At 73.1% G+C, this 23,328-nt stretch carries 20 protein-coding genes; 6 read left to right on the plus strand and 14 right to left on the minus strand.

Annotated elements, in window-relative coordinates; translation table 11 throughout:
* Window positions 1-72: 72 nt before the first annotated feature.
* Entirely contained in the window at window positions 73-531 is a 459-nt protein-coding gene (locus tag AB0N17_RS11260; RefSeq protein WP_366010929.1) for a GNAT family N-acetyltransferase, read from the plus strand.
* A 16-nt stretch (window positions 532-547) separates the two neighbouring features.
* On the opposite strand, the gene AB0N17_RS11265 is transcribed toward AB0N17_RS11260, so the two are convergent.
* The 3 genes from AB0N17_RS11265 to AB0N17_RS11275 all read right to left on the minus strand — a co-directional run bounded on the left by AB0N17_RS11265 (window position 548) and on the right by AB0N17_RS11275 (window position 2,385).
* The gene (locus AB0N17_RS11265; RefSeq protein ID WP_366010930.1) at window positions 548-682 is read right to left on the minus strand and encodes a hypothetical protein; all 135 of its coding nucleotides are present in this window, start codon (window positions 680-682) and stop codon (window positions 548-550) included.
* 289 nt (window positions 683-971) lie between these two features.
* On the minus strand, window positions 972-1,472 hold the full coding sequence (locus tag AB0N17_RS11270) for a DUF402 domain-containing protein (protein ID WP_366010931.1): 501 nt from the start codon (window positions 1,470-1,472) through the stop codon (window positions 972-974).
* Entirely contained in the window at window positions 1,453-2,385 is a 933-nt protein-coding gene (locus tag AB0N17_RS11275; protein ID WP_366010932.1) for a GNAT family N-acetyltransferase, read from the minus strand. The genes AB0N17_RS11270 and AB0N17_RS11275 overlap by 20 nt, the downstream gene beginning before the upstream one ends.
* Before the next feature lie 71 nt (window positions 2,386-2,456).
* Between AB0N17_RS11275 and AB0N17_RS11280 the strand changes: the two genes are divergently transcribed.
* Window positions 2,457-2,825, plus strand: coding sequence for a GntR family transcriptional regulator (locus tag AB0N17_RS11280; protein WP_366010933.1), 369 nt, complete (start codon window positions 2,457-2,459; stop codon window positions 2,823-2,825).
* Between the two features lie 123 nt (window positions 2,826-2,948).
* Here AB0N17_RS11280 and AB0N17_RS11285 read toward each other — a convergent pair whose 3' ends face one another.
* Window positions 2,949-3,719 carry a DUF72 domain-containing protein gene (locus AB0N17_RS11285; RefSeq protein ID WP_366010934.1) on the minus strand — a complete coding sequence of 257 codons (771 nt, stop codon included), beginning with the start codon at window positions 3,717-3,719 and terminating at the stop codon, window positions 2,949-2,951.
* A gap of 15 nt (window positions 3,720-3,734) precedes the next feature.
* Window positions 3,735-4,829, minus strand: a complete 1,095-nt coding sequence (locus AB0N17_RS11290; protein ID WP_366010935.1) for a DUF5925 domain-containing protein — start codon at window positions 4,827-4,829, stop codon at window positions 3,735-3,737.
* Window positions 4,830-4,959: 130 nt separating this feature from the next.
* Between AB0N17_RS11290 and AB0N17_RS11295 the strand changes: the two genes are divergently transcribed.
* Window positions 4,960-6,378: a xylan 1,4-beta-xylosidase gene (locus AB0N17_RS11295; RefSeq protein WP_366010936.1), complete on the plus strand. Its 1,419-nt coding sequence runs from the start codon at window positions 4,960-4,962 to the stop codon at window positions 6,376-6,378.
* Between the two features lie 15 nt (window positions 6,379-6,393).
* Here the strand turns inward: AB0N17_RS11295 and AB0N17_RS11300 are convergent, their stop codons facing one another.
* The 5 genes from AB0N17_RS11300 to AB0N17_RS11320 form a co-directional block, all read right to left on the minus strand.
* A complete protein-coding gene (locus AB0N17_RS11300) occupies window positions 6,394-10,341 on the minus strand; it encodes a polysaccharide biosynthesis C-terminal domain-containing protein (RefSeq protein WP_366010937.1) in 3,948 nt (1,315 codons plus the stop codon).
* Window positions 10,334-11,134: a polysaccharide deacetylase family protein gene (locus tag AB0N17_RS11305; RefSeq protein ID WP_366010938.1), complete on the minus strand. Its 801-nt coding sequence runs from the start codon at window positions 11,132-11,134 to the stop codon at window positions 10,334-10,336. The genes AB0N17_RS11300 and AB0N17_RS11305 overlap by 8 nt, the downstream gene beginning before the upstream one ends.
* Complete coding sequence (locus tag AB0N17_RS11310; protein ID WP_366010939.1) at window positions 11,127-12,137, minus strand: glycosyltransferase family 2 protein; 1,011 nt, start codon at window positions 12,135-12,137, stop codon at window positions 11,127-11,129. Before AB0N17_RS11310 ends, AB0N17_RS11305 begins: the two co-directional genes overlap by 8 nt.
* On the minus strand, window positions 12,134-12,955 hold the full coding sequence (locus AB0N17_RS11315; RefSeq protein WP_366010940.1) for a glycosyltransferase family 2 protein: 822 nt from the start codon (window positions 12,953-12,955) through the stop codon (window positions 12,134-12,136). The genes AB0N17_RS11310 and AB0N17_RS11315 overlap by 4 nt, the downstream gene beginning before the upstream one ends.
* Before the next feature lie 391 nt (window positions 12,956-13,346).
* Window positions 13,347-13,778, minus strand: a complete 432-nt coding sequence (locus AB0N17_RS11320; RefSeq protein WP_366010942.1) for a hypothetical protein — start codon at window positions 13,776-13,778, stop codon at window positions 13,347-13,349.
* A 243-nt stretch (window positions 13,779-14,021) separates the two neighbouring features.
* Between AB0N17_RS11320 and AB0N17_RS11325 the strand changes: the two genes are divergently transcribed.
* Window positions 14,022-14,828, plus strand: a complete 807-nt coding sequence (locus AB0N17_RS11325; protein ID WP_366010943.1) for an SGNH/GDSL hydrolase family protein — start codon at window positions 14,022-14,024, stop codon at window positions 14,826-14,828.
* Window positions 14,829-14,847: 19 nt separating this feature from the next.
* Here AB0N17_RS11325 and AB0N17_RS11330 read toward each other — a convergent pair whose 3' ends face one another.
* The 4 genes from AB0N17_RS11330 to AB0N17_RS11345 form a co-directional block, all read right to left on the minus strand.
* Window positions 14,848-16,488, minus strand: coding sequence for a serine/threonine-protein kinase (locus tag AB0N17_RS11330; protein WP_366010944.1), 1,641 nt, complete (start codon window positions 16,486-16,488; stop codon window positions 14,848-14,850).
* A gap of 27 nt (window positions 16,489-16,515) precedes the next feature.
* Entirely contained in the window at window positions 16,516-18,135 is a 1,620-nt protein-coding gene (locus tag AB0N17_RS11335) for a nickel transporter (protein ID WP_366010945.1), read from the minus strand.
* Window positions 18,132-20,027 (minus strand): tetratricopeptide repeat protein, encoded by a 1,896-nt coding sequence (locus AB0N17_RS11340; RefSeq protein WP_366010946.1) that lies wholly within the window; start codon window positions 20,025-20,027, stop codon window positions 18,132-18,134. Before AB0N17_RS11340 ends, AB0N17_RS11335 begins: the two co-directional genes overlap by 4 nt.
* Window positions 20,028-20,127: 100 nt before the next feature.
* Window positions 20,128-21,669, minus strand: coding sequence for a DUF4331 domain-containing protein (locus AB0N17_RS11345; protein WP_366010947.1), 1,542 nt, complete (start codon window positions 21,667-21,669; stop codon window positions 20,128-20,130).
* A 156-nt stretch (window positions 21,670-21,825) separates the two neighbouring features.
* Between AB0N17_RS11345 and AB0N17_RS11350 the strand changes: the two genes are divergently transcribed.
* Both AB0N17_RS11350 and AB0N17_RS11355 read left to right on the plus strand, forming a co-directional pair.
* Window positions 21,826-22,419, plus strand: coding sequence for a sigma-70 family RNA polymerase sigma factor (locus AB0N17_RS11350; RefSeq protein ID WP_366010948.1), 594 nt, complete (start codon window positions 21,826-21,828; stop codon window positions 22,417-22,419).
* Window positions 22,416-23,240 carry an anti-sigma factor gene (locus AB0N17_RS11355; RefSeq protein ID WP_366010949.1) on the plus strand — a complete coding sequence of 275 codons (825 nt, stop codon included), beginning with the start codon at window positions 22,416-22,418 and terminating at the stop codon, window positions 23,238-23,240. The genes AB0N17_RS11350 and AB0N17_RS11355 overlap by 4 nt, the downstream gene beginning before the upstream one ends.
* Window positions 23,241-23,328 lie beyond the last annotated feature (88 nt).

The following is a 23,328-nucleotide window of genomic DNA, read 5'->3' on the forward strand; positions in this document are numbered from 1 at the left end:
CCTGGCCCGCCGCTGTCTCCCGTGCCACCTCGCGCGCCCGAAGGAGTGGCCGCCGCGACTAGCGTGTCCCGCATGACCGACGAGAACACCGGGTCCGTCCGGGCCGCCGTCGCCGCCGATGTGCCGGCCGTGCGGGCCGTCACGGACGCCGCCTACCACCCCTACATCGCGCGCATCGGCGTGGTGCCGCAGCCCATGGAGGCGGACCACGCGGCGAACGTGGCCGCGGGCAAGGTGTTCGTCACCGGGGAGCCGGTCGACGGGCTGGTGGTGATCGAGGCGTTCGCCGGCCACCTCTTCCTGGACAGCATCGCCGTCCACCCCGACGCCCACGGCACGGGCGTCGGGCGGCGGCTGCTGCACTTCCTCGACGCACGCGCGCGTGAGCTGGGTCTCGGCGAGATCAGGCTCTACACGAACGCGATGATGTGGGAGAACCAGGAAATCTATCCGAAGTACGGATACGAGGTCGTGGAACGCCGTGTCGACGGCCCCTACGACCGGATCCACTACCGCAAGCGGCTGGGCTGACGGCCCGCGCGACGCCTCAGCTGTCGGGCCACCAGATGCGCGCGATGTCCTTGCGCACCTCGGGGCGCCCCACCGGGCTCTCCTCCGCCTCTTGCCGGATCCGGCGGCTGTCCGTCCTCTTCAGGGGCTTCTGCACGGTCACACGGCGCATGGCTGCCTCCTTCAGTGCCTACCGGGTTCCGCGTTGTCACGGAGGTAGACGCTTTTGGGGAGAGTTCCTCATCGGCGGCGGGTTGTCAGTGGCGGGTGTCACTCCTGGGGCATGACGTACGAGACGGGGCAAACGCCGTGCCGTCGCTGCCCGCGCTCGAAGGGGGACACCGCGTGACGCCGGACGGCCGTGCGCGGGGAGCGACTGTCCGACGACCCCCAGTCGCCGGGCAGGGGGCCTCGGACGGGCGGTACGCGCTGGTGGCGACGGTGTGAGCCGGGCGGAGCGGTCAGCCCAGCAGGTCCCCGAAGCCCCGCCCGCGGGCCAGCGCCTCCAGGGCGTCCAGCGCGGCCACGGCGGCGGACGCGGCCTCGGGGTCCGTCTCGGCGAGCCCGCTCTCGGCGAACTCGTCCTCGTCCAGCCGCCGTACGTCCGTACCGTCGGCGGAGCGCCACAGGTCCAGGTCGAGATCCTCCACGACCAGCTCGCCGCCGGACAGCACGGCCGGGCGGGTGATGTCGCAGTACCAGCCCTTCACGGCGCCGTCCCCGTCCCGGACCTCCTTCACCGAGTACCAGCGGTCGCGCCAGTAGTACTCGGTGAAGAGATCGCCGGGCTCGAAGCGCACGAAGCCGAAGTCGCGGACGCCCTCACCGGCCCAGGGGGCGCGGACCGCGAGGCGCACACCGTCGTCCGCCAGCAGCTGTGCCGGATAACGGATCTTCGTCCGGCCGCCCTTGACCAGCACGACCTCCACCCGGGCCGCAGGCTCAGCCGAGTTCGCGGACATAGCGCACCTCCGTCGCGCAGATCTCGTACCCGAGCCACTTGTTGATCGCGAGCATCGGGCCGTTGCCGGTGTCGTTCCCGGTGAGGGCCTGGGTGTGCCCCGCGGCGCGGGCGCGGCGCAGGGAGTCGGTCTTGGCGAGCTTGGCCAGGCCGCGTCCGCGGTAGGCGCGTGCGGTGCCGGTCATCGCGGTGGCGTACCGGCTGCCGCCGTCGGTGTACGCCACGCTGAACGCGGCGGGACGGCCGTCGGCCAGCACCACCGTGGTCAGCTCCCGGTCGAGCAGCGGGTGTTCCCAGAACTGCGCCACCCACGCCTGGAAGTCGGACAACTCGGCGTCCACATCGCTCGGTTCGTCCGCCATCGTCTCCGCGTCCAGCTCGAACAGCGGACGGGGATCGTCGCTGAAGTCGGCGGCCGTGCGCAGTTCCACCCCGGCCGGGACGGGCGCGGGGAGCGGCGGCAGCACCGCCCGCGTCAGGTCCAGGCTCAGGAAGTGGGCGGAGCGGCCGGCGCGGTAGCCGCGGCGCTCGGCGAAGGCCCGGTTGTCGGGCTCGTCCAGGAGCCACGCGAACAGCTTCGTCGCCCCGTGCGCGGCCAGGTGCTCCTCGGCCGCACGGACCAGCGCCCCGCCCGCGCCGCGCCGTGTCCGCTCCGGGTGCACATAGATGTTGAGCATCCCCTGGCCCGGCTCCGGGCTGTCGTGCGCGAGACTCAGCTGCGCGGTGCCGGTCACCTCGCCGTCCTCCTCCGCGACGAGGGACCGGGCGTGGGCCTCGGGCGGGGTGCGGGCGAGATGGTGGCGGATGGCGTCCGGCGTCCACAGGATGTGCGGCAGGGCGAGATGCCGTACCCGGGCGAAGGTCTCGACATCGGACCGGTCATCGGGGCGCAGGTCGCGCACGAGCACTGTCATGAGCAGGCACCGTAGGCGGAGTCGTGGCGGGGGTGCCTCTCATTTTCCGGCTGGTACGGGAGAATCGCCGTGTGAGCCTGAAGATCCGCATCGATGACAGCGCGCCTCCGTACGAGCAGGTGCGGGCGCAGATTTCCGAGCAGGCGCGGTCCGGGGTGCTGCCGGTGGGCTACCGGCTGCCGACCGTGCGGGGGCTGGCCGAGTCCCTGGGGCTCGCGGTGAACACGGTCGCCAAGGCGTACAAGGCGCTGGAGGGCGACGGGGTGATCGAGACGCGGGGGCGCAACGGCACGTTCGTGGCCGCCGCCGGCTCGGCCGCCGAGCGTGAGGCGTCACTGGCCGCTCAGGCCTACGCCGAGCGGGTGCGGCGGCTGGGGCTGGCGGAGGAGGCGGCGCTGGCCGCCGTGCGCGACGCCCTGCGGGCGGCGTACGGGGAGTAGCGGGGCGCCGGGTTCCGGTGCGGGAGGCTTCGGCGACCGCGGGACACCGCCGTCGTGGCCGAGCGACCGCGCCGCGAGGTCGCGGAGGAGACCGCGGTCGCACGGGGCGACGGTGGACCGCGGTCACCGGTGCAGCGCCGGCTCCGGGACGCGTGTCACCGTCAGCCCCGCCTTTCGTGCCGCCTTCGCGAACACCACCGCGTCCGCCACCGCCGCTCCCCCCGGGTCGTTGTTGAAGTACGCGTGGACGTCCTCCCCGTCGGACCACGTCGTCGCGACGCGGTCCACCCAGGTGTCCAGGGAGCGGCGGCCGTAGCGGGGCCACGGCCGGGCGCGGCCCTGGTGGAAGCGGACGTAGCCCCAGTCGGTGGTGCGCCACAGCGGGGTGACCGGGCGGGCCAGGACGTCCGCCCAGCACAGGGCCGCACCCCGCAGCGACAGGACCTCGCGCACCTCGGGCGTCCACCAGGAGTCGTGGCGGGGTTCCACCGCGACCCTCGTGCCCGCCGGGAAGCAGGCCAGGCAGGCGTCCAGCAGGGCCGGGTCGGCGCGCAGCGTCGGCGGGAGCTGGAGGAGGACCGGGCCCAGCCGGTCGCCGAGGCCCGCCGCGTGCGTCATCAGGCGGTGGACCGGTTCCTCGGGGTCCTTCAGGCGCTTGATGTGGGTGAGGAAGCGGCTGGCCTTGACCGCGACCACGAAGTCCGGCGGCACCCGCTCGCGCCAGGCGGCGAAGGTGTCGTACGACGGCAGCCGGTAGAACGCGTTGTTGATCTCCACGGTCGCGAAGAGCCGGGTGTACTCCTCCAGCCACAGCCGTGCCGGGACCCCGGCCGGGTAGACCAGGTCCCGCCAGTCCTTGTACTGCCACCCCGACGTGCCGACGAACAGGGTCATGCCACCATCAAAGCACTACAGGTACAGGCCCGCGTCCGCCCCCTCGCGCGCCCCCGGCACCGACGTCGGTGCCGTGCCCCGGCGCAGCGCGTACAGCTCGGCCAGGGTGGCCCCCTCCCGGCCGACGCCCTCCTCGGTGCCCAGCCAGTTCACCGCCTCCCGGCGGGTCAGCGGCCCCACCTCGATACGGGCCAGGCAGCGGCCGGGGCGCACCACGGCCGGGTGCAGGCGCTCCAGGTCCTCGTTGGTGGTGACCCCGACCAGCACGTTGCGGCCCTGGCCGAGCAGGCCGTCGGTGAGGTTCAGCAGCCGGGACAGGGCCTGGCCCGCGGTGTGCCTGGCCTCGCCGCGGATCAGCTCGTCGCAGTCCTCCAGGAGGAGGAGCCGCCAGCGGCCCTTGCCCGCGCCGTCCTCCTCGCCGATCGCGATGTCCATCAGATAGCCCACGTCGGAGAAGAGCCGCTCCGGGTCCAGGACGCAGTCCACCTGGCACCAGTCCCGCCAGGACCGGGCGAGCGTGCGCAGGGCCGAGGTCTTGCCGGTGCCCGGCGGGCCGTGCAGCAGGAGCAGCCGGCCCGCGATGTCCTCCGGGGTCGTGCTCATCAGGCGGTCCATCGCCTCCGCCACCGGCGCCGTGTAGTTGGGGCGGACCTCGTCCCAGGTGCCGGCCGAGATCTGGCGGGTGGTGCGGTGCGGGCCGCGCCTCGGCGAGACGTACCAGAAGCCCATCGGCACGTTCTCCGGCTGCGGCTCCGGCTCGTCGGCCGCGCCGTCCGTGGCCTGGTCGAGGATCCGCTTGGCCAGCTCGGCGGTGGTCGCCGTGACCGTGACGTCCGCGCCCCGGTTCCAGCGGGACACCAGCACCGTCCAGCCCTCGCCGTCCGCCAGGGTGGCGCTGCGGTCGTCGTCCCGGGCGACCCGCAGCACGCGGGCCCCGTCCGGCAGCAGGGTCGCCCCGGAGCGGACCCGGTCGATGTTCGCCGCGTGCGAGTACGGCTGCTCGCCCGTCGCGAACCGGCCGAGGAACAGCGCGTCGACGACGTCGGAGGGCGAGTCGGAGTCGTCGACGTGGAGCCGGATCGGCAGAGCGTCGTGTGGGTTCGCAGACATGCCGCCATGATCCGGCACCGATGCCCTCCGCGCACGGCATTTCCACCGGTTGTCCCGGGTGTTCCACGACTGTTCCGGGTGTTCCCAAGACCTGCCCGAGCGGGGGATTCCGCCGTTACTGTTGCCCTTGATGGGACGTCATGGGTGGGATTCTCAGACTCGGCGGTGGCGGCTCACCGCCCTGCTCGGTGTGGGCGCGGCGGCGCTGGCCCTGGTGGTGACCCTGGTCAGCACGCTGTCCGGTGGCCCCAGCACGTCCGGTACGACACGCGACGGCGACCGGGTGCACGGCTCTCCCGCCACCCCCGCCGCGAAACCGGAGCCGTACGTCGGCTGGGGGTTCACGCACACCCAGTACAGCGCCGACGAGGGGGCGACGGCCGCCACCGGGCGCGTGGAGCGGCTGCTCGGGCGCAGCCCCGGGCTGGCGCAGAACCAGCACATCATGGGCTGGGGCGCCGACAACCCCGAACCGGTGAAGGGGCACTACGACTTCGGCGCGCTGGACCGCCGCATCGACTTCGTCCGCGCCTCCGGCGGCACCCCGGTGATCACCCTGTGCTGCTCCCCGGACTGGATGAAGGGCGGCAGGGCCGGGGTGGACAAGACCGACTGGAGTCAGGCCGCCCTGGAGACCGCCCCCACCCCGGGCCACTACCAGGACTTCGCGGACCTCGCCGCCACCGTCGCCCGGCGCTACCCGGACGTGAAGCACTTCATCGTCTGGAACGAGTTCAAGGGCTTCTGGAACGACGCCAAGTCCCGCTGGGACTACGAGGGTTACACCGAGCTGTACAACCTCGTGTACCGGGCGCTGAAGAAGGTCGACAAGGACATCATGGTCGGCGGGCCGTATCTCGTCATGGACAGCGTCGACCCGCGCGACGAGAACGCCTCCACCACGGTGAAGGGCCCCTGGGGTGCCATGGACCAGCGGGTGCTGGACGCCTTCTCCTACTGGAACTCACACAAGGCGGGCGCCGACTTCACCGTGGTCGACGGCTCCAGCTACACCCGCGACGACGAGCTGCTGCCCGACGAGTTCGCCGCCACCGACAAGCTGACCGCGGTCGGTGCGTGGGTCCGGCGGCAGACCCACGGCCTGCCCCTGTGGTGGGCCGAGTACTACGTGGAGCCCGGCGACGCCAACGACGACCGCAAGGGCTGGTCGGAGCCGCACCGGGTGGCCGTCCAGGCCACCGGGATGATCGCCATGGTCAGGGGCGGCGCCGAATCCGGCTTCTACTGGAACCCGGAGGACAGGACCGGCACCGACTGCGCCGGCTGCCTGTGGACACCGACCGACGGCACCGGCGGGGGACGGGCGCGCCCCATGGAGGACCTGGTGACCCGGTTCGCCCGGGCCTTCCCGCCGGGGACCAGGTACACGACCGTGTCCGTCGCCCCCGACGACGTGCCAGGCGTCCGCGTCCTCGGCAGCGACAAGACCGTCCTGGTGGTCAACACCCTGGGCCGGTCGATCAGCGCCCAGGTCGACGGCAAGCGGTTCGACATGCGCGCGTACGACGTGCGGTGGCTCGACCGCTGAGCCACCGCGCACCCGTCACTTCATCGTCAGGAACCGCTGCACCAGCGAGGCCAGCACCACCGCCAGCAGTGGCAGCGCGAACCAGAAACTGCCCTGCAGCCAACGCAGTTGGCGCACGCCGGGCCGGACCGCGACCCGGACCACCTCGCGGGCGGCCAGCAGTACGATCAGGGCCACGGCGGCCAGCGCGCCGATCACCGACCACGGCGTCCAGGTCACCTGCGGCCCGATCGGTCCCGGGTGCGGCCTCGGCACCGCGCCCGCGGGCTGCCTGCGCAGCGCGAACACCGTGACGTCGTCGTTGACCAGGACCTTCGTCAGCTCCTGCCGGTCGTCCAGGTTCTCGACCAGCCGGGGCTCCCAGGTCGTGGAGTAGCCCGCGTCCAGCTCCAGATACGTCACCTGACTGCGGTTGATCATCAGATACGAGTTCGGACCGGCGTCCTTGAGCGACTTGACCAGGCCCGACACCAGCAGCGGGTCGGTCGGTGCGAGCGTCGGCACATAGTTCACCCGCTCCATGTCCCGCGCGCCCCACGGCATCGCCGGGGTCACGTCGTTGACCGTGTCCTGGGTCAGCCACAGCAGCCGTACGGTCGGCTTGTCGTGGGCGTACACCCAGTCCATGGCCGCGACCTCGCCGGGCCGGACGCGCTCGAACGGCTCGTTGCCCCAGCGGGCCACCAGGAAGCCGCCCATCAGCAGCAGCCCCGCGAGCAGTGCGGCGAGCGGGGCGAGGCCGACCCGGTCCTTCTCGCGCTCCTTCGCGGTGGCGCCGGTGCGCGGGAAGAGGGCGAGGGCGCCGAGGAGCGTCGCGCCCGGTACCGCGAACATGAAGACGCGCAGCGCCATCTCACCGCCGTACGACTGCATGCCGAAGCCCAGGAACGGCACGAAGGTCAGCACCAGCAGCGTCCGCTCGCGGTACCGGTGGAAGCGGCGGCGCCACCAGCCCCAGCAGGCGAACGCCAGCACCGAGCCGGCCAGCAGGACGCGGGTGTACAGCACCAGCTTGTGGGTCGAACTGCCGCCCTGGATACGGCCGGAGACGGACGTCGAGACATTGCTGCCGACGCCGCCGACGCCGCCGAACAGGTCGTTGAAGTGACCCGACCAGTACGGCTCGGCCATGAAACCGACCCAGACCGCGACCAGCACCCCGAACAGCAGCGGCAGCCCGCGCAGTTCCGACCGGCCCAGCAGGACCAGCACCGTGAGCACGCCGAGCATCACGAACGGGGTGAGCTGGTGGGCCGGGACGCTCGCCGCGTACAGGCCGATCAGCACCAGCAGCAACACCGCGCGCCGGTGCCGGTCGGCCGGTTCCACCTCGGCCTCGCCGGGGCGGAACTTCGCCCAGATCACGCGGGGCGGACGGAACCACACCAGCAGGATCGCCACGAACATCAGGTACAGCAGATAGGTGAAGCCCTGCGGGGAGAAGTAGTCCTGGCCGACCCAGCCGCACAGCACGAACAGCCAGACGCCGGTCCACTTCGCCCGCCAGCCCGCCCGCAGCGACCGGGTGAGCAGGAACATCGGGGCCAGGTAGGAGAGCTGGATCGCCGTCGGCCACCAGCGGATGACCTCGGTGAAGTCGGTGATCCCGCAGGCCCGGCCGACGAACGCGGCCACCGCGAAGAAGCCCGGCCAGCTCCAGCGGGCGTCCAGGTCCGGTACGGCGGACCCGGTGCGGTCGATGTAGTCCAGGAACCCCAGGTGCTGCCAGGCCGTCGGGAACCGCGGCTCGGTCTCGATCACGGCGGGCAGCGCGTGCAGCGACACCACGGTCGCCACCAGCGTGAGCAGCAGCAGCGCCCGGTGCTCGCGGCGCAGCCAGAGCAGCGCCGCGAAGACGGTGACCAGCAGGGCGGCCCCGACGAGCGTCGGCAGCGGCAGCACCGAGACCAGCCCGAGGCCGCCCATCCGGTCCAGGTCGGCCTCGTCGAGCCGCAGCGCGGGCACCCAGTACAGCAGCAGCGCGGCGATCAGCAGACAGCCGAGGACCACACCGGAACGGGTGGGCAGCAGCCGCTGCCGCAGCGACCCGGGTGCCGGCGGCTCGCCGGACCCGGGGTCCCCGGCCACGGGCTCGTCCGGTACGGCGGCGCCGGAAGCGGCGTGCGGGAGCGGGGCGCGGGGCTCAGGGGCATGGGGGACAGGGGGATGCGGGTCGGGTGCGTGGGGGAAGGCCGCTTCGCGCCGGGTGATCGACGCCTCCTTCTCCTCCTCCGTGAACGGCGCGTCCACCTCCGCCGCTTCCGCCTCCCGCAGCAGCCGGGCCTCCGCCGGGCCGAGCGAGGCCTCGCTGCCGGGCTCCCGCTCCTCCACGGGAAGCCCCACGGGAAGCCCGACCGGCGGTCCCACCGGCGGTCCCACCGGCGGTCCCACCGGTGGCCCCGGCGGCGGCACCGGCGTACCGGCGGGCGGCGTGCCGGGGCCCGGGCGGACGTCCGGGCGCCGTTCCACATGGTCGAAGTCCACGTGGATGCCGAGCGCGAGGGTCTCGGAGTCCAGCGCCCACGTCGGGCTGTGCCGCCGGGCAGGAGCAGCGGGGGCGGCCTCGGACGCCCCCAGGTCGGCGAGGTCCCCGTCGGGAGCCGCCGAGTCGGGGACGGCGGCGGGCGCGGACCGGATCGTCCGCCACAGCCTCGGCGCGGCGATCGCCGCGATCACCGCGAGGCTGGCGGCCTCGGCGACCCCCGCGCCGGTCAGCCCCATCCGGGGCAGGAGCAGCAGGGTCAGGCCCAGCACCAGCACGCACAACAGGCCCTGGAGCCAGGCGAGCCCGGCGGTGCGGCTGCGCGCGCGCAGCACCGCGAAGTACGTCTCGATCACGACCCGCAGCACCGAGCCGACCGCGAGCCAGCGCAGCAGCGGGGTCGCCGCGTCCGCGTAGCCCTCGCCGAACACGCCCAGGATCCAGGGCGCGCCGATGATCCACAGGGCGGCGATCGGCAGCATGATCCGGGCCATGCGCTTCAGCGCGGCGCGGGTGTTGGCGGCCAGCCGCCCCGGGTCGTGCGAGCCCTCGACCGTGAGGGACGCGCCCATGTTGATGGCGAGCAGGTCGGTGGTGCCGCCGATGGTGGTGGCGATGTAGAAGTAGGCGTTCTCCGCCGAGCTGACCCGCGCGGCGACGATCACCGGTACGAGGTAGATCACCGCGAGCGAGAACAGCGAGCCGGTGTAGTCCCCGGCCAGGAACCGGCCGACCTGCTGGAGCGTCGGCGGCTCCGCGCGGCCCTCGGTCGCCGTCACGTGCCGGGGCACCAGCCGGCGGAACACCAGCCAGCCCAGCGGCACCACCGAGGTGGCGATCGCGGCCACCCAGGAGACGAACACACCGGTGGTCGTGAAGGCGGCGGCGAACGCGACGAGCAGGGCCAGCTTCACCGCCGAGAACACGGTGTTGCCCACCGGCACCCAGGTCGCCCTGCGCAGCCCGGTCAGCACACCGTCCTGCAGGGTGAGCAGGTTCCAGGCGGCGACGGCCAGGATGAAGCCGAGCCCCTTGACCGTCCCGTGCAGGAACCGGTACGACGGCCCCCAGCTGTCCAGGGTCAGCAGGAAGACGCCTCCCGCGAGCGCCACCAGCAGGGAACTGCCCGCGTAGGTACGGAAGATGAGCTTGCCGGTGCGCGCCCCGGCGACCGGGATGAAGCGGGCCAGGGCCCCGGTGAGGGTCACCGCGGTCAGCCCGGCGAGGAACTTCATCGCGGCGATGGCGGCCGAGCCCTGTCCGACCGCGTCCTCGGAGTAGTAGCGGGCGGCGGCCAGCCAGAAGCCGAGTCCGAGGACGGCGGAGATGCCGGTGTTCAGCATCAGCGCGTAGGCGTTGCGGAACAGCGGGCTGCCGCCCGGGGACCCGCCCGTGCCGGGCAGCCGGAGACGGCGCCCGGACTTCTCGGGCGCCTCGGCGGCGGGCGTCGTGGCCTCGGTCGTGGTGGTCGTGTCAGACACGGGAACGGATGGCCTTCCGGCGGACCTGGCGGGCTCTGCGGACGAGGGCGTACCCCTTGGTGAGGGCGCGGTCCCTGGCGAAGGTGCGGGCTATGGCGCGGCCCTGGAGCAGTCGTTCGAACTCCTCCACGCCGGTGCCGCGGCGGACCGTGACCCGCTCGAGCGCGTACGGCCCCTGGCGGCGGCGGGCGAGGCCGTTGCCGACGGCGAGGGCCTGGGCGTAACCGGCGGCGCGCACCGCCCGGCGCACCCTACGGCTGGAGTAGCCGTAGGGGTAGGCGAAGGACACCGGCAGTGCGCCGAGTTCCCCGGCGACGATGTCCGTGCAGCGGCTCAGCTCGGTGCGCAGCCCGCCGTCGGAGAGCTGGTCCAGCTGCGGGTGGGTGTGGCTGTGGCCGCCGATCTCCACGCCGGCGGAGGCCAGTTCACGCACCTGCGGCCAGTCGAGCATGGTGTCGAGGCCGCCTCCGGTGTCGTACGCGCCCCTGATCCAGCCGGTCGAGACGAACAGCGTGGCCGGGAAGCCGTGCTTGGCGAGCACGGGCAGCGCATGCCGGTGCACGCCCTCGTAGCCGTCGTCGAAGGTGATCAGCACCGGCCTCTCGGGCAGCGGGCGTCCGGTGCGCCAGCGGTCGGCGAGTGCGGCGGTGGTGACCGGGGTCAGACCGAGGTCGCCGACGAGGGCCATCTGCTCGGCGAACGCCTCCGGGGCCACGGACAGGGCCCGGGTGGCGTCGTTGGGGGCGGCCGCGACGGAGTGGTACATGAGGATGGGGACCGGGGTGTCAGTCATCGCCGCCTCCCCGGGCCGGCTCCGTGCCGTCCTGGACCGGCGCCGACGAGAAGGCCGTACCGTTCCGGCGCGCCCGCAGGGTCCCCACCGCATAGCCGCCGGCCGCGCTCAGCACCCCCGCGACGATGGCGCCCGCGCGGCCCGGCCCGCCCGGGCGGCCGAGGAGCGCGTCCCGCAGGCCGCGGGCGACTCCGGCGGGCAGCACCCGGGTGGTGTACCGGCGTTCGGACTCCAGGCCCTTGTCCGCGCCGACGCTCCGTGCCACCAGCGCCTTGGACAGGCCCTCGGCGTAGGTGCGGGTGCGGAAGTAGGCGAAGTGCTCGCGGGGTGCGGGCACCCGGTGGTGGATCACCGCGCGGTCGTCGATGAGCAGGACCGCGTCGGGGCGGACGCGGGTGAGGCGGATGCACAGTTCCGTCTCCTCGCAGCCCAGCGGGCGGCGGTCGCCGTCGCGGCCGATGCCGGTGGCGAAGCCGCCCGCCGCCTCGAACGCCGTACGCCGGAAGGAGGCGTTGCCGCCGAGCACGTTGCGGACCCGGACCCGGCCCGGGGGGAGCCCCTTGTAGGTGCAGCCGACCACCCAGTCGAACTCCTCGGGGAACCAGGCGGGCCGCCGCCCCGACGCCCAGACGGGCAGCGTACGGCCGCCGACCGCCATGACGCGGGGGTCGGCGTATCCCTCGGCGAAGCGGCGCAGCCAGTCGCGTTCGGCCACGGCGTCGTCGTCCAGGAAGGCGATGACCTCGCCGTGGGAGGCGGCGATGCCGGTGTTGCGGCCGGCGGACAGGCCGCGCGGGCCGGCGTTGGCGAGCACCCGGACGCCCTCGGTCTCCTTGTACTCGCGGGCCAGCCGGTCCTTCAGGGCCGGGTTGTGGTCCACGACCAGGAGCGTCTCCAGCGCCGGATACGACTGCGCGCGCACCGAGGAGACCGCCGCGAGGATGTCCTCCCAGCGGTCCTCGGTGTACACGCAGATCACGACGGAGATGCCGGGATCTCTCAAGACACCTCTCCCCGGACCGTGTCGAGCAGCCGCGAGTGGCTTTCCTGGCGGCGCAGTTCGCGCCGGTTGGAGCGCTCCTCGAGGATGACCTTCAGCACCCGGATACCGTCGCGCACGGCGCGCAGGTTGCTGGTGCCGTGGATGCGCAGGTACTCGTGGCTGGGGATCTCCTGCACCTTCAGGCCGGCCTTGACCACTCTGATGTTCATCAGCGTCTCGACCTCGAAGCCGGTGCAGTCGAGGTCGATCTTGTCCAGGCAGTGCCGCCAGAACGCGTTGTAGCCGTAGCACAGGTCGGTGTAGCGGGCGCCGAACTTGCGGTTGACGACGGTGCACAGCGCCCAGTTGCCGAGCTTGCGGATGAAGGTCATGTCGTCGGTGCCGCCGCCGTTGGCGAAGCGCGACCCTTTGGCGAAGTCGGCGCCGGAGACCAGGGCGGAGACGTACGACACGATCTCGTTGCCGTCGGCGGAGCCGTCCGCGTCGACCATCACGATAATGTCGCCGGTGCAGGCCTCGAACCCGGTGATCAGGGCGTCCCCCTTGCCCTTGCCCCGCTGTTCGACGACCTTGACGTCCGGCCACAGGGACCGGGCCACCTCCACGGTGTCGTCGGTGGAATTGCCGTCCACGAGGACGACTTCGTGTATCCAGTCCGGGAGCGTCTTGAAGACGTAGGGCAGATTCTCCGCCTCGTTCATGGCGGGGATGACCACGCTCACCGGCGGGGTGATCGCCAGGTGTGAGGAGATCGGCCGGTAGTCGGCGGCGATGAAAGGATCCTGACCCGAACTAGGCGGGCGGAGAACGGAACTCATGAGTCTTTTCCCTCTCGTCCGGTGGACCGCCCGCCCCTGGGCGGCCCGGTTGTGTGTCCGGTTCGAAAGGGGGGTTCTCGTCTTCGGCACGGTGCGTCGGTCTCCGTGCACACGGACGAGCTGGCAAAGCTGGCCGGGCCGCCGGAGAAAGACGGCAGCCGGTCGCGCGGCACGACTCGGTCACAGTTGCGGTCACCGAGCACGGCACCCCCCTACCGCGCCCCGCCCCGGTGACGCCGCGGCCCTGAGCCCTCCCCTGGAGCCGTGGTTCGACGTACCGATGCGGGTGAGATGTACGACGGTATTGACGATTGAACCCGAAAGGCAAGCCCTGGGGGGCTGCCTCACGTTTTTGTCGGTTCGTGCGTTACACAACTTTGGCCCAGATTGCTCAGCTTTGTACGTGTTTTCCGGAAATCCGTCCCCCGATCAGGGTCAGGAGCACCAGGGCCAGACTCAGTGAGGTCACCGCGACCACGCCGCCGCGCACCGACCAGCGGTGGACGGCGAGCATGCCCTGCGCGACCAGCATGTTGACGACGACCGAGCCCGCGAGGGCGGAGAGCGCCCGGCCGAAGGGATCCAGCCCGCGCAGCGTCGCGGCGATCGCCGCGGCCGGCGCCGCGAGCAGGAAGAACAGTGCGCACGGAGCGCGCAGGGCGGAAGCGGAGTCGGTGAGCGCGAGCAGCGCCCCGGCCGCCCCGATGGCGGTCGCGGCACCGGCGAGCAGCGGCGACAGGTCCCTCCCCGGTCCCGGCCGTGCTCCCTCGGCGTCCCGCGCCGCGCCGTCTGATGAAGGTGAGTTGATACCCAAGGTCTGCATTGGCGACTTTGCCCCCCGACGCGCCGGATGCCGGGCTTCAATGTGGCGCAGCCCCGGGGGCGGCGTCAAGACGGGGTGGAGCGGCCCCTCGTGGAGGGAAATGACATGCCCATGCAATAGATGAGCGGTGAACGTATCGGGCTGATCCTGTTGAGACCTGAAAAGTCTTGGCATGAACACTTCCCGTCAACACGCGTAGTTGCTACGACAGTTGAGGCAGAGATCCTGCTAAAGGGAGGTTCCATGAGACGTTCCCGACTTACCGGATTCGTGACCTCGCTCCTCCTCGCCACCGGCCTCTCCCTCACCGGAGCCGCCTCGGCACAGGCCTCCTCGACCGCCGCGAGCGGCGGCTATGTGGCGCTCGGCGACTCCTACTCCTCCGGAGTGGGTTCCGGCAGCTACATCAGTTCGAGCGGCAGTTGCGACCGCAGCACCAAGGCGTACCCGTACCTGTGGAACGCTGCCCACGGCCCGTCCTCGTTCGCCTTCAACGCCTGCTCGGGCGCCACGACGGACGACGTCCTCGCGAACCAGCTCGGCTCGCTGAACTCCGCCACCTCACTGGTCTCCATCACCATCGGCGGCAACGACGCCGGATTCTCCGACGTCATGACGACCTGTGTGATCCAGTCGGACAGCGCCTGCCTGTCGCGCATCAACACCGCGAAGGCGTACGTCGACTCCACGCTCCCCGGCAAGCTCGACGCCGTCTACGACGCGATCAGCGCCAAAGCCCCGTCCGCCCGGGTCGTCGTCATCGGCTACCCCCGCTTCTACCTGCTCGGCCAGACCTGCCTCGGCCTCTCCGACACCAAGCGGTCGGCCATAAACGGGGCGGCCGACTACATGGACAGCGCCATCCAGGCCCGCGCCGGCGCCCACGGCTTCACCTTCGGCGACGTCCGCACCCCGTTCGCCAGCCACGAGATCTGCTCGAGCGACTCCTGGCTGCACAGCGTCAACTGGCTCGACATCGGCGAGTCCTACCACCCGACCGCGGCCGGCCAGTCGGGCGGCTACCTCCCGGTCCTCACGAACAACGCCTGACCCCGTGCGGGCTCGCCCGTCAGGGTGAACTCTCCGGCGAGCCCGAGCCCGAGGCCGAAGCGGAGGCCCCGCCCGACGGGGTCTCCGTCGCCGTCGTACAGGTCACCGAGAACGGCACGGCGTTCGACGAGGTCCGCACGGGAGCGCGTACCTTCACACTGATCCCGTCCTCGGTCGTGCCGCTGCCGGAGTACACCGTCAGGGTCACCCGCACCTGCCGCGTCTTCCCGCCGTCGTCCGGGAACGACAGCGTGTGCCACCCGGGATCGGACACCGAGCCGCGCGTCGTCACCCACCGGTACTCCACCTGCGCGGGCAGCCGCCCCACCGTGAACGTCGCCGTGAAGGACGGCGCCTGCGCGTCCGGGGGCGGGCAGGTCCCGGCGTACGCGGTGTGCGCGCCGGCCACGGTGACGTCCACCGACTGGGCCGGCGGTGTGCTCGGCGCCGTGCTGCTGCGCGGCGCGGTCGGTGACGTCCCGGTGTCCGCGTCGGTGCCGCCGCGCCCGGTGGGCGCGTACGTACCGCCGCTCGTGCGGGTGGTCCCCGCACCGTCGGTCCCCGCACCGCCGTCGTCGTGGTGCAGCAGTGCGTACGTCAGTCCGGCCAGCGCCAGTACGACCGCGAGCGCACCCGCGACCAGGACGAGACCGGCACGGCGGTCGCGCGCCGGCGAGGTGGACGTCGTGGCGGGAACCGGAATCGGCGGGGTCGGCGAGGGCTGCCGGGACGGCGTCCGCACGGTCGGCGGGTACGGCGAGGGCACGGTCGGCGGGAACGGCGAGGGCACGGGCACCGACGCCGTCCGGGGCGTCCCGCCCGCCGCCACGAGCCGCAGGCCCCGCTCCGCCTGTTCGGCGGGGAGCCGCTCCGCGGGGTCCTTGCGCAGCAGCCCCTCGACGACCGGCGCGAGCGGCCCCGCCCGGCGCGGCGGCGGCAACTCCTCGTCCACCACGGCACGCAGCGTGCTCAGCGGGGTGTCCTGACGGAACGGCGACACGCCCTCGACGGCGGCGTACAGCAGCACCCCCAGCGACCACAGGTCCGACTCGGGGCCCGGTGTCCGCCCCAACGCCCGCTCCGGCGCGAGGAATTCGGGCGAGCCGATCACCTCGCCGGTCATGGTCAGCGCGGAGCTGCCCTCGACCGTGGCGATCCCGAAGTCGGTGAGCACCACCCGTCCGTCGTCGGCCAGCAGCACGTTGGCCGGCTTCACGTCCCGGTGCAGCACCCCGGCGGCGTGCGCGGCGCGCAGCGCGGACAGCACCTCGGCACCGACGAACGCGGCCCGCTGCGGCGGCATCGGGCCCTGCGCCTCCAGCACGTCGGCGAGCGACAGCCCCCGCACCAGCTCCATCACGATCCAGGGCCGGCCGCCCTCCAGCGCCACGTCGTACACCGTGACCACGTTGCGGTTCGCCACCCGGGCCGCCGCCCACGCCTCGCGCTCCAGCCGCGCGTACATCCGCTCCACGTCGGAGGCGGCCAGCCCCGCCGGTGCCCGTACCTCCTTCACGGCCACCTCGCGGTGCAGCACCTCGTCCCGGGCGCGCCACACGGTCCCCATGCCGCCCTCGCCGAGCGGGGACAGCAGACGGTAGCGGCCCGCGATCACACGGTCGCGACCCGGCTCTTCGGACACGGGCGCCCCCCAAGGCATCTCGCACGAATTCTCCCCAAAAGTAGCTCAGCCGAACGCGGATGCGGCCCCCTTGAACACCAATCCGGCACCGAGGGCGACGACGACCAGGGCGGAGGCGAGCGGCAGCGTCCGGCGCACCAGCGCGGCCAGCGGGTGGGCGGTCCAGCGCGGGCGGCGCTCCAGCACCCGGGACACCCCCGAACCCAGCCGCACCACGGCGAACCCGGCCGCGGTCAGCGTCAGCGCGAGGCCGGCTCCGTAGGCGACGACGAGCAGCAGCCCGAACCAGGCCTGCCCGAGCGCCGCCGCACCGACCAGCACGACAACGGCGGACGGGCTGGGCACGAGCCCGCCCGCGAACCCGAGCAGGAGGGTGCCGCGCAGGGTGGGGGCGGTGGAGTGGGTGTGGGTGTGCCCGCCGTGGGAGTGCTCGACATGAGGGTGGGGATCGGGATCGGGATCGGGATGGGGATGGGGATCGGGATGGGGGTGGGGATGGGGCTCGTGGTGATGATGACGGTGGTGGTCTCCCGGCTCATGGGCCGCCCCCACACCCGCCAGTTGACGCTCCTCGACTTCCTCGTGGGCGTGGGCGTGGGCATGGTCGTCGGCATGGGCGTGGCCATGAAGGTGAGCGTGCCCGTGGGCCCGGTTGCGCCAGGCCCGGCGTACGAGGTTGGCGCCGGCCGCCAGCACCAGCGCGCCGCTGGCGAGGCCGAGCCAGGCGATCACCGACGGGGTGGCGGCCGAACCGGCGGTCACCAGCAGGCCCAGGGCGACCACGCCGAGGGTGTGGGTCACCGTGACCGAGGCGGCCAGTGGCAGCACGTCCCGCGGGCGGGCCCGGCCCCCGCGGGCCGCCGCCGTCGCGGCCATCAGCGTCTTGCCGTGGCCCGGCGCGAGGGCGTGCAGCGCGCCCAGGGCGACCGCGATGAGCAGTGCGAGCGCGGCGAAGCCGACGGTGAGGTCGTGGCGGGCGACGAGGTCGTCCAGGGCGCGGGTCCAGCGGTCGGCGCCGCGCGGCAGCACGGCGGCGCCCGGGGCGTCCTGACGCTCCTCGGCGAGCGCCGGTCCGCCGGGACGCACGTGCAGGGAGGCCGTGACGGTGTCGGCGGGGGAGGACAGCAAGTCCTTCGGATAGGTGGTCAGTTCGTGCGAGACCGAGGTCCGGGGGACGTCCGTCGCGGTGAGGGTCGTCCGGTCGCCGCGCGCGGTGATCTCCCGCCAGCCGGGGCCGCCCGTGGCGCCCGCGCTGTGGAAGCCGAGGGCGACCGGACGCGCCCGGGGCAGGGACGCGGTGAGCCGGCACTCCACCCGCAGGGTGTGCAGCCCGGCCTGCCCCGGCCGCAGCCGGGCTCGGGCGGCACCGGCGGTCAGGGTGACGGACCGGCCGTCGACGGTGAGCATGCTGTCCCGCGCGGCCCCGGCGCACCGCTGCTCGGCCCACGTGGTCAGGCCGAGCCGCGCGATGTCCGGTGCGGCCTGGGTCGCCGGGATCTCGGCGAGGTCCTCGACATGGTCGACACGGAGCTGTCCGGGGGCGGCGACCAGACCGTCGTAGCGGTTGACGGTGAAGTTGCCGAGGGGGTGCGCGCTCGCGGTGCCGGCCGGCAGGAGCGCGAGGACGCAGCCGGCGAGCAGGAGGAACAGCGGACGTCGCTTCACCGGGCGCCCCCCAGAGCCTTGCGGGCCGTGGCGGCGCCCAGGGGGGAGAAGCCCGGGTTCAGCTGCAGCGCCGCGCGCAGGGAGGTACGGCCCTCCCGCGTGCGGCCCGTGGCCAGCTCGATCATGCCGAGGTGGTAGCGGAAGGCGGCGTTGGGGTAGCCGGTGGCCGTGGCCCGGCGGGCGTAGGGGAGGGCCGCGGCGTCCTCGCCGTTGACGTGCAGCGCCCAGGCGAGGGCGTCCGCGGTGTGCACGGTGTGCCGGCGGGCCCACTCGGCGCGGGCCGCGCGCAGGGCGGAGACCTTGTCGCCGTGGTCCGCGGCGGCCAGCGCGGTGTCCAGGTCGGCGTTGACGCCGTTGGCGCGGGCCAGCGCGATCCAGGCGTCCACGAGGGCGTACTGCCGCTCGGCCCGGGCCCGGTCGCCGGCCGCGCCCCGCGCCTCGTACAGCTCGCCCAGCTCCACGAGCGGCCCCGGCAGCGGGTACCTGGCGACCACCGTCTCCATGCCCCTGATCGCCTCCGCCCGGCGTCCGCTCGCCGCCTGGGCGCGGGCCCGGCCCTCCAGCGCCGGGAGGTAGTTGTCGTCGGCGGCCAGGGCGCGGGCGTAGTAGGCGAGGGCCGTCGGGTAGTCGCCCTGGTTCCAGGCGAGTTGGCCGAGCTGGGTGGCGACGTACGCGGTGTCGCCCGGTGACGTGGCCGCGGCGAGGGCCTGCCCGAGTACGCGCCGTGCCGTGGTCACGTCCCCGCGCAGTTCGTGCACGTAGGCGTACCGCGTGAAGACCGGCACGCCCGGCTTGCGGGCGTCGGCGGTCTCGGCGGCGCGTGCCGCCTCGTCGTACCGGCCGAGCTCCACCAGGGCGTCGACGCGCGAGCACAGGGCGCGCTCGCTGTACGGGTTCTGCTTCAGGGCCGCCTCCGCGTAGGTGAGTGCGTGCTTGAAGTCATGGCGGGCGGCGGCGAGGGCGGCCCGGCCGGCGAGGGCCTGGTCGTTGTCCGGGGCCAGCGACAGGGACCGCTGGAGCGCCTTGTCCGCCTGGGGGTACCGGGACGGATCGCCCTTGGTCCGGGCCTGCTCGTCGTAGGCCAGGCCGAGGGTGGCCCAGCCGTCGAAGTCCCTTGGCTGCGAACGGAGGTGGGCCTGCAGTGCGGCGATGCTCGCGTCCAGGTTCCCGCTGCCCAGCACGCCCGGGTCGACGGCGGCGGCGACGGACACCGGTGCCCGGTCGCGCCCGGCGCCCACGGCGACCGCCCCGCCGGTCACGGCGACGGCCAACAGCACGGCGCACCCGACGCGTCGGGCGCCCCGCCACCGCCGGCCGGCGAGGGAGAACCGGCGAAGAGCGGCCACACGCTCCCCGGCCCCGGAGTGGGGGCTGCTCGGAGTGGTGGAGGGGGAGCCGGTCGTGGAGGTGGAGGTGGAACGGGTCGCGGAACCGGTGCCGGAGCCTGAGCGGGAGCCGGCATCGGTCCCGGAACCGGCGCCGGCGTCAGTCTGAGCCTCGGCGTCGGCCTGGGCCTCGGCGTCGGCCTGGGCCTCGGCGTCGGCCTGGGCCTCGGCCACGGCGTCGGCATCGGCCATGGCCATGGCTACGGCCACAGCTACGGCCACGGCGTCGGCCTGGGTCTCGGCGTCGGCCGTGGCCAGGGAGCCGGCGTCGCTCTCAGCCCCGGAGCGCGAGGCTGCCTCTGCGCCGGAGCCCGGGGCCGCCTCAGCTTTGACGCCTGGGTCGGTCTCTACCCCGGAGCCCGAGGTCGCCTCCGCTTCGGCGCCTGGGGCGGTCTCTGCCCCACAGCCCGAGTTCACCTCCGTGCCGGGCGTCGCCGGTTGCGTGCCGTCCTGCTCCGTGGCCGGCTGCCGTGCGCCGGTCTCGTCGTCGTTCGTACCCGGAGACATGGCCTCTCCTCGGTCGCCTGTCGCTGCTCGGTAGGGGAAGGCGCGGCCCGCCGTGGGGGGAGGGGAAACGGGCCGCGCCGGTCTGATGGGGATGCGGGGGTCAGTACGGGCGCTGCATGCGCCGGCGCCACCAGGCGAACCCGCTGCCGAGCAGCAGGATCCCGGCCGCTCCGGAGGCCGCCGAGGCGGCGATCAGCACCGTGTCCCCGGACCCGCCGGAGGACGACCCGGCCGGCTGCAGGGCGTCACCGAGCTGGCTGCGGACGTCCGTCCCCGCGGTCGTGCCCTTGGCGAGCGGGCCGCGGGAGCCGGACGTGGGCTCGGCCACGTACGGGAAGGCCTTCTCGAACCCCTTGTCGTTCTTGTCCACCGCGTCGCCCAGGTCGTTCTTGGAGCCGACCAGTTCCCCCTCGACGACCTGCAGCGCCTCGTCGATCACGTCGTCGGTGAGCCGGCGCCCGTTCGGGAAGCCCGCGTTGTCGCCGTCCAGCACGCCCAGCCGTTTGGGATGCATGCTCGGCTTGATGGACGTGTTCAGCCGCAGCTCCTCCGAAGGCCGCACGCCCGGCGGCTGGTTGAGCCCCTTCACGCCCTTCAGGAAGACGTCCACCAGGTCGTTGCGCGGCTCGCTCGGCGCCTTGATCTTGTAGATCGACTCGATGAGCTTCGGCAGTTCGGGGTTGGTGACGTTCTTCAGGAACTGGGCGTCGTAGGCGGGCTGCGACGCGTTGAACTTGTCCTTGTCCTTCTGCGGGTTGACCACCTCGTTGACCAGCGGGTTGCCGAGGCGCGAGACCTGCGTGTAGTAGCCCTGCGCGTTGCGGCGCTGGGTGGTGGACCAGATGCCGACGACCGGCTGTCCGGCCGACTCGCGGATCAGGTCGTTCGGCACCTGCAGCGCGATGGTGTTGACGTTGTAGCCCTTCAGGGTGTCCCGGCCGACCTCGCTCAGGTTGCCGCCGTACAGCAGGTCGAAGACGCGCAGGTCGGCGAAGAACGGGTCGTCCGCCTGCCCGGCGAAGGTCGTGGCGCCGCCCGCCGCCTTGTAGACGGCCTGACCGCGCAGCTTGCCGTAGTACGGCATGGACGCCTTGCCGACGTTCGACGGCGCGACCGGCACGTCGTCCGCGACCTTCGTCCTCGACACCGCGCGCCCGTGCTTGAGCTTGAGCAGTTCGAGGTCGTAGGTCTGCGTGATGTTGAGGTCGGGGTCGGCCAGGTTGGTGACCGGGCCCGTGTTGTACAGGAACGTGTTCCCGTTCTTCGTGTGCGTCGTGAAGGTGTAGCGGAAGACCAGGTCGTCCTGGGCGTCGCCGTTGTTGTCGACGTGCAGGTCGTACTGCGCGTCGTCGGCGAACGTATAGAAGTTGGGGCCGCCCGCCGGTTCCTCGAACGGGATCCAGTTCGCCACGATCGTCGTCGTGTCCGGCTTGTCCGGGCTGACGAACGCGTACAGGTCCGTGTTGTCGTACTGCGGGGTTCCCGAGATCAGCGGGGCCTCCCGGTGCGAGGAGGCGGAGGCCTCCCCGGGTGCCAGCGTGGCGACGCCGGCGGCCACGAGCCCTCCGGCGGCCAGCGCCCCGCAGATGAGCGTCACCAGGCCCGTGCGCCCCGCACCGCCCCTGGAGAAAACAGGTGTCATGCCGTCCGTCCTCCGTGCCGACTTGCCTTGACGGACGGAGATTCGAAGCGGTGCGCCGACCGGATTGGTCGGAGGGGAAGAAATCTTTTCCGGCGCTCGGACCCGCGCTTTCGGCCCGCTGATCCGTATCACCTGCGGGAGGTGTGTGCGGTGCGGATGCGCGGTACGCGAAGAAGAACCGGCTGCGGCCACGAAGAGGGGGCCCGCACGGCGGCCGACGAGCTGCTGGTGCGCGTGGCGAGCGGCGACCAGAGGGCCTTCGAGGAGCTGTACGGGCTGGTGTCCGGCCCGGTCTTCGGGCTGGTGCGCAGGGTGGTGCGCGACTCCGCCCAGTCCGAGGAGGTCGCCCAGGAGGTGCTGCTCGAACTGTGGCGCTCCGCGGCCCGGTTCGACCCCGGGCGGGGCAGCGCGCTGTCCTGGATCCTCACCCTCACCCACCGCCGCGCCGTCGACCGGGTGCGCAGCGCCCGCGCGGCTGGCGAGCGCGAGCAGCGCGAGGCGATGCGCGCCGGCGAGCCCGCGTTCGACCAGGTCGCCGAGGAGGTGGAGGCGGGCCTGGAACGCGAGTGGGTGCGCCGCTGTCTGCACCGGCTGACCGCCCTGCAACGGCAGTCCGTGACCCTGGCCTACTACGACGGCTACACCTACCGTGAGGTGGCCGAGCGGCTCTCGCTGCCGCTCGGCACGGTCAAGACGCGGATGCGCGACGGGCTCACCCGGCTGCGCGAGTGCCTGGGAGGCGCGGTATGAGCATCCTCGGCACCCTGCTGCGCCGCGGCGACCTGCACTCGCTGGCCGCGCCCTACGCGCTGGACGCTCTCGAACCCGGCGAGCGGCGCCGCTTCGAGAAGCACCTGCGGGGCTGTGACCGCTGCGCCGACGACGTCCGCGCCCTGGCCGAGGACGCGGTGCGCCTCGCCTGGTCCACGGCGGCCCCCGCGCCCGCCGCCCTGCGCGGCCGGGTGCTGGCCGCCGTCCGCACCACTCCGCAGGAGCACGCACCGGCCCCGGCGCGCGCCCGGGAGCGCGCGGCCCAGCTGCCGCCGCACGTCTGGGGCACCCAGCCCCCGCCGGGACGCATCCGTACGCCGCGCGCGCGCCCCCTGTTCGCCCCGTTCGCCACGGCGACCGCCGCCGCGGCCCTCGTCGTCGCCTCGCTCTTCGCGGTCCAGGCACACCGCACCCAGGACCGGCTCGCCGCCGAGCAGGCCCGGTCACGTGAGATCGCCCACGTTCTCGCCGCTCCGGACGCCCGCACCATGAGCAGCGCCGACGCGCACGGCCGCGGTATCGGAGTGATCGCTTCCGCATCGGAGGGGGAGGCCGTCGTCACCCTCAGCGGATACGGCACCCCGCCCGGCGGGCGCGTCCACCAGCTGTGGCTCACGCGCCCCGGCGCGCAACCGCGCTCCCTCGGCCTGTTCGCGGCCGACACGCCCTTGCTCGCGAAGGGTCTCGAGCCGTCCTCGACGTCACTCGCCGTAACCGTCGAGCCTGACGGCGGCTCAGTGCAGCCCACCGGGCAGCCCATTGTCCAACTCACCCTGAAATCGGTCGGATTCGGAGAGTAGTCAACGAGGGATGGTCAACCGCCTTACAGGGAAGGTGAATCCTGTGCCCGCGATACACGCGTGCCTCACCGGGGCGATAGGGTTACCC

The sequence above is a fragment of the Streptomyces sp. NPDC051133 genome (assembly GCF_040682635.1).
Taxonomy (GTDB): Bacteria; Actinomycetota; Actinomycetes; order Streptomycetales; family Streptomycetaceae; genus Streptomyces.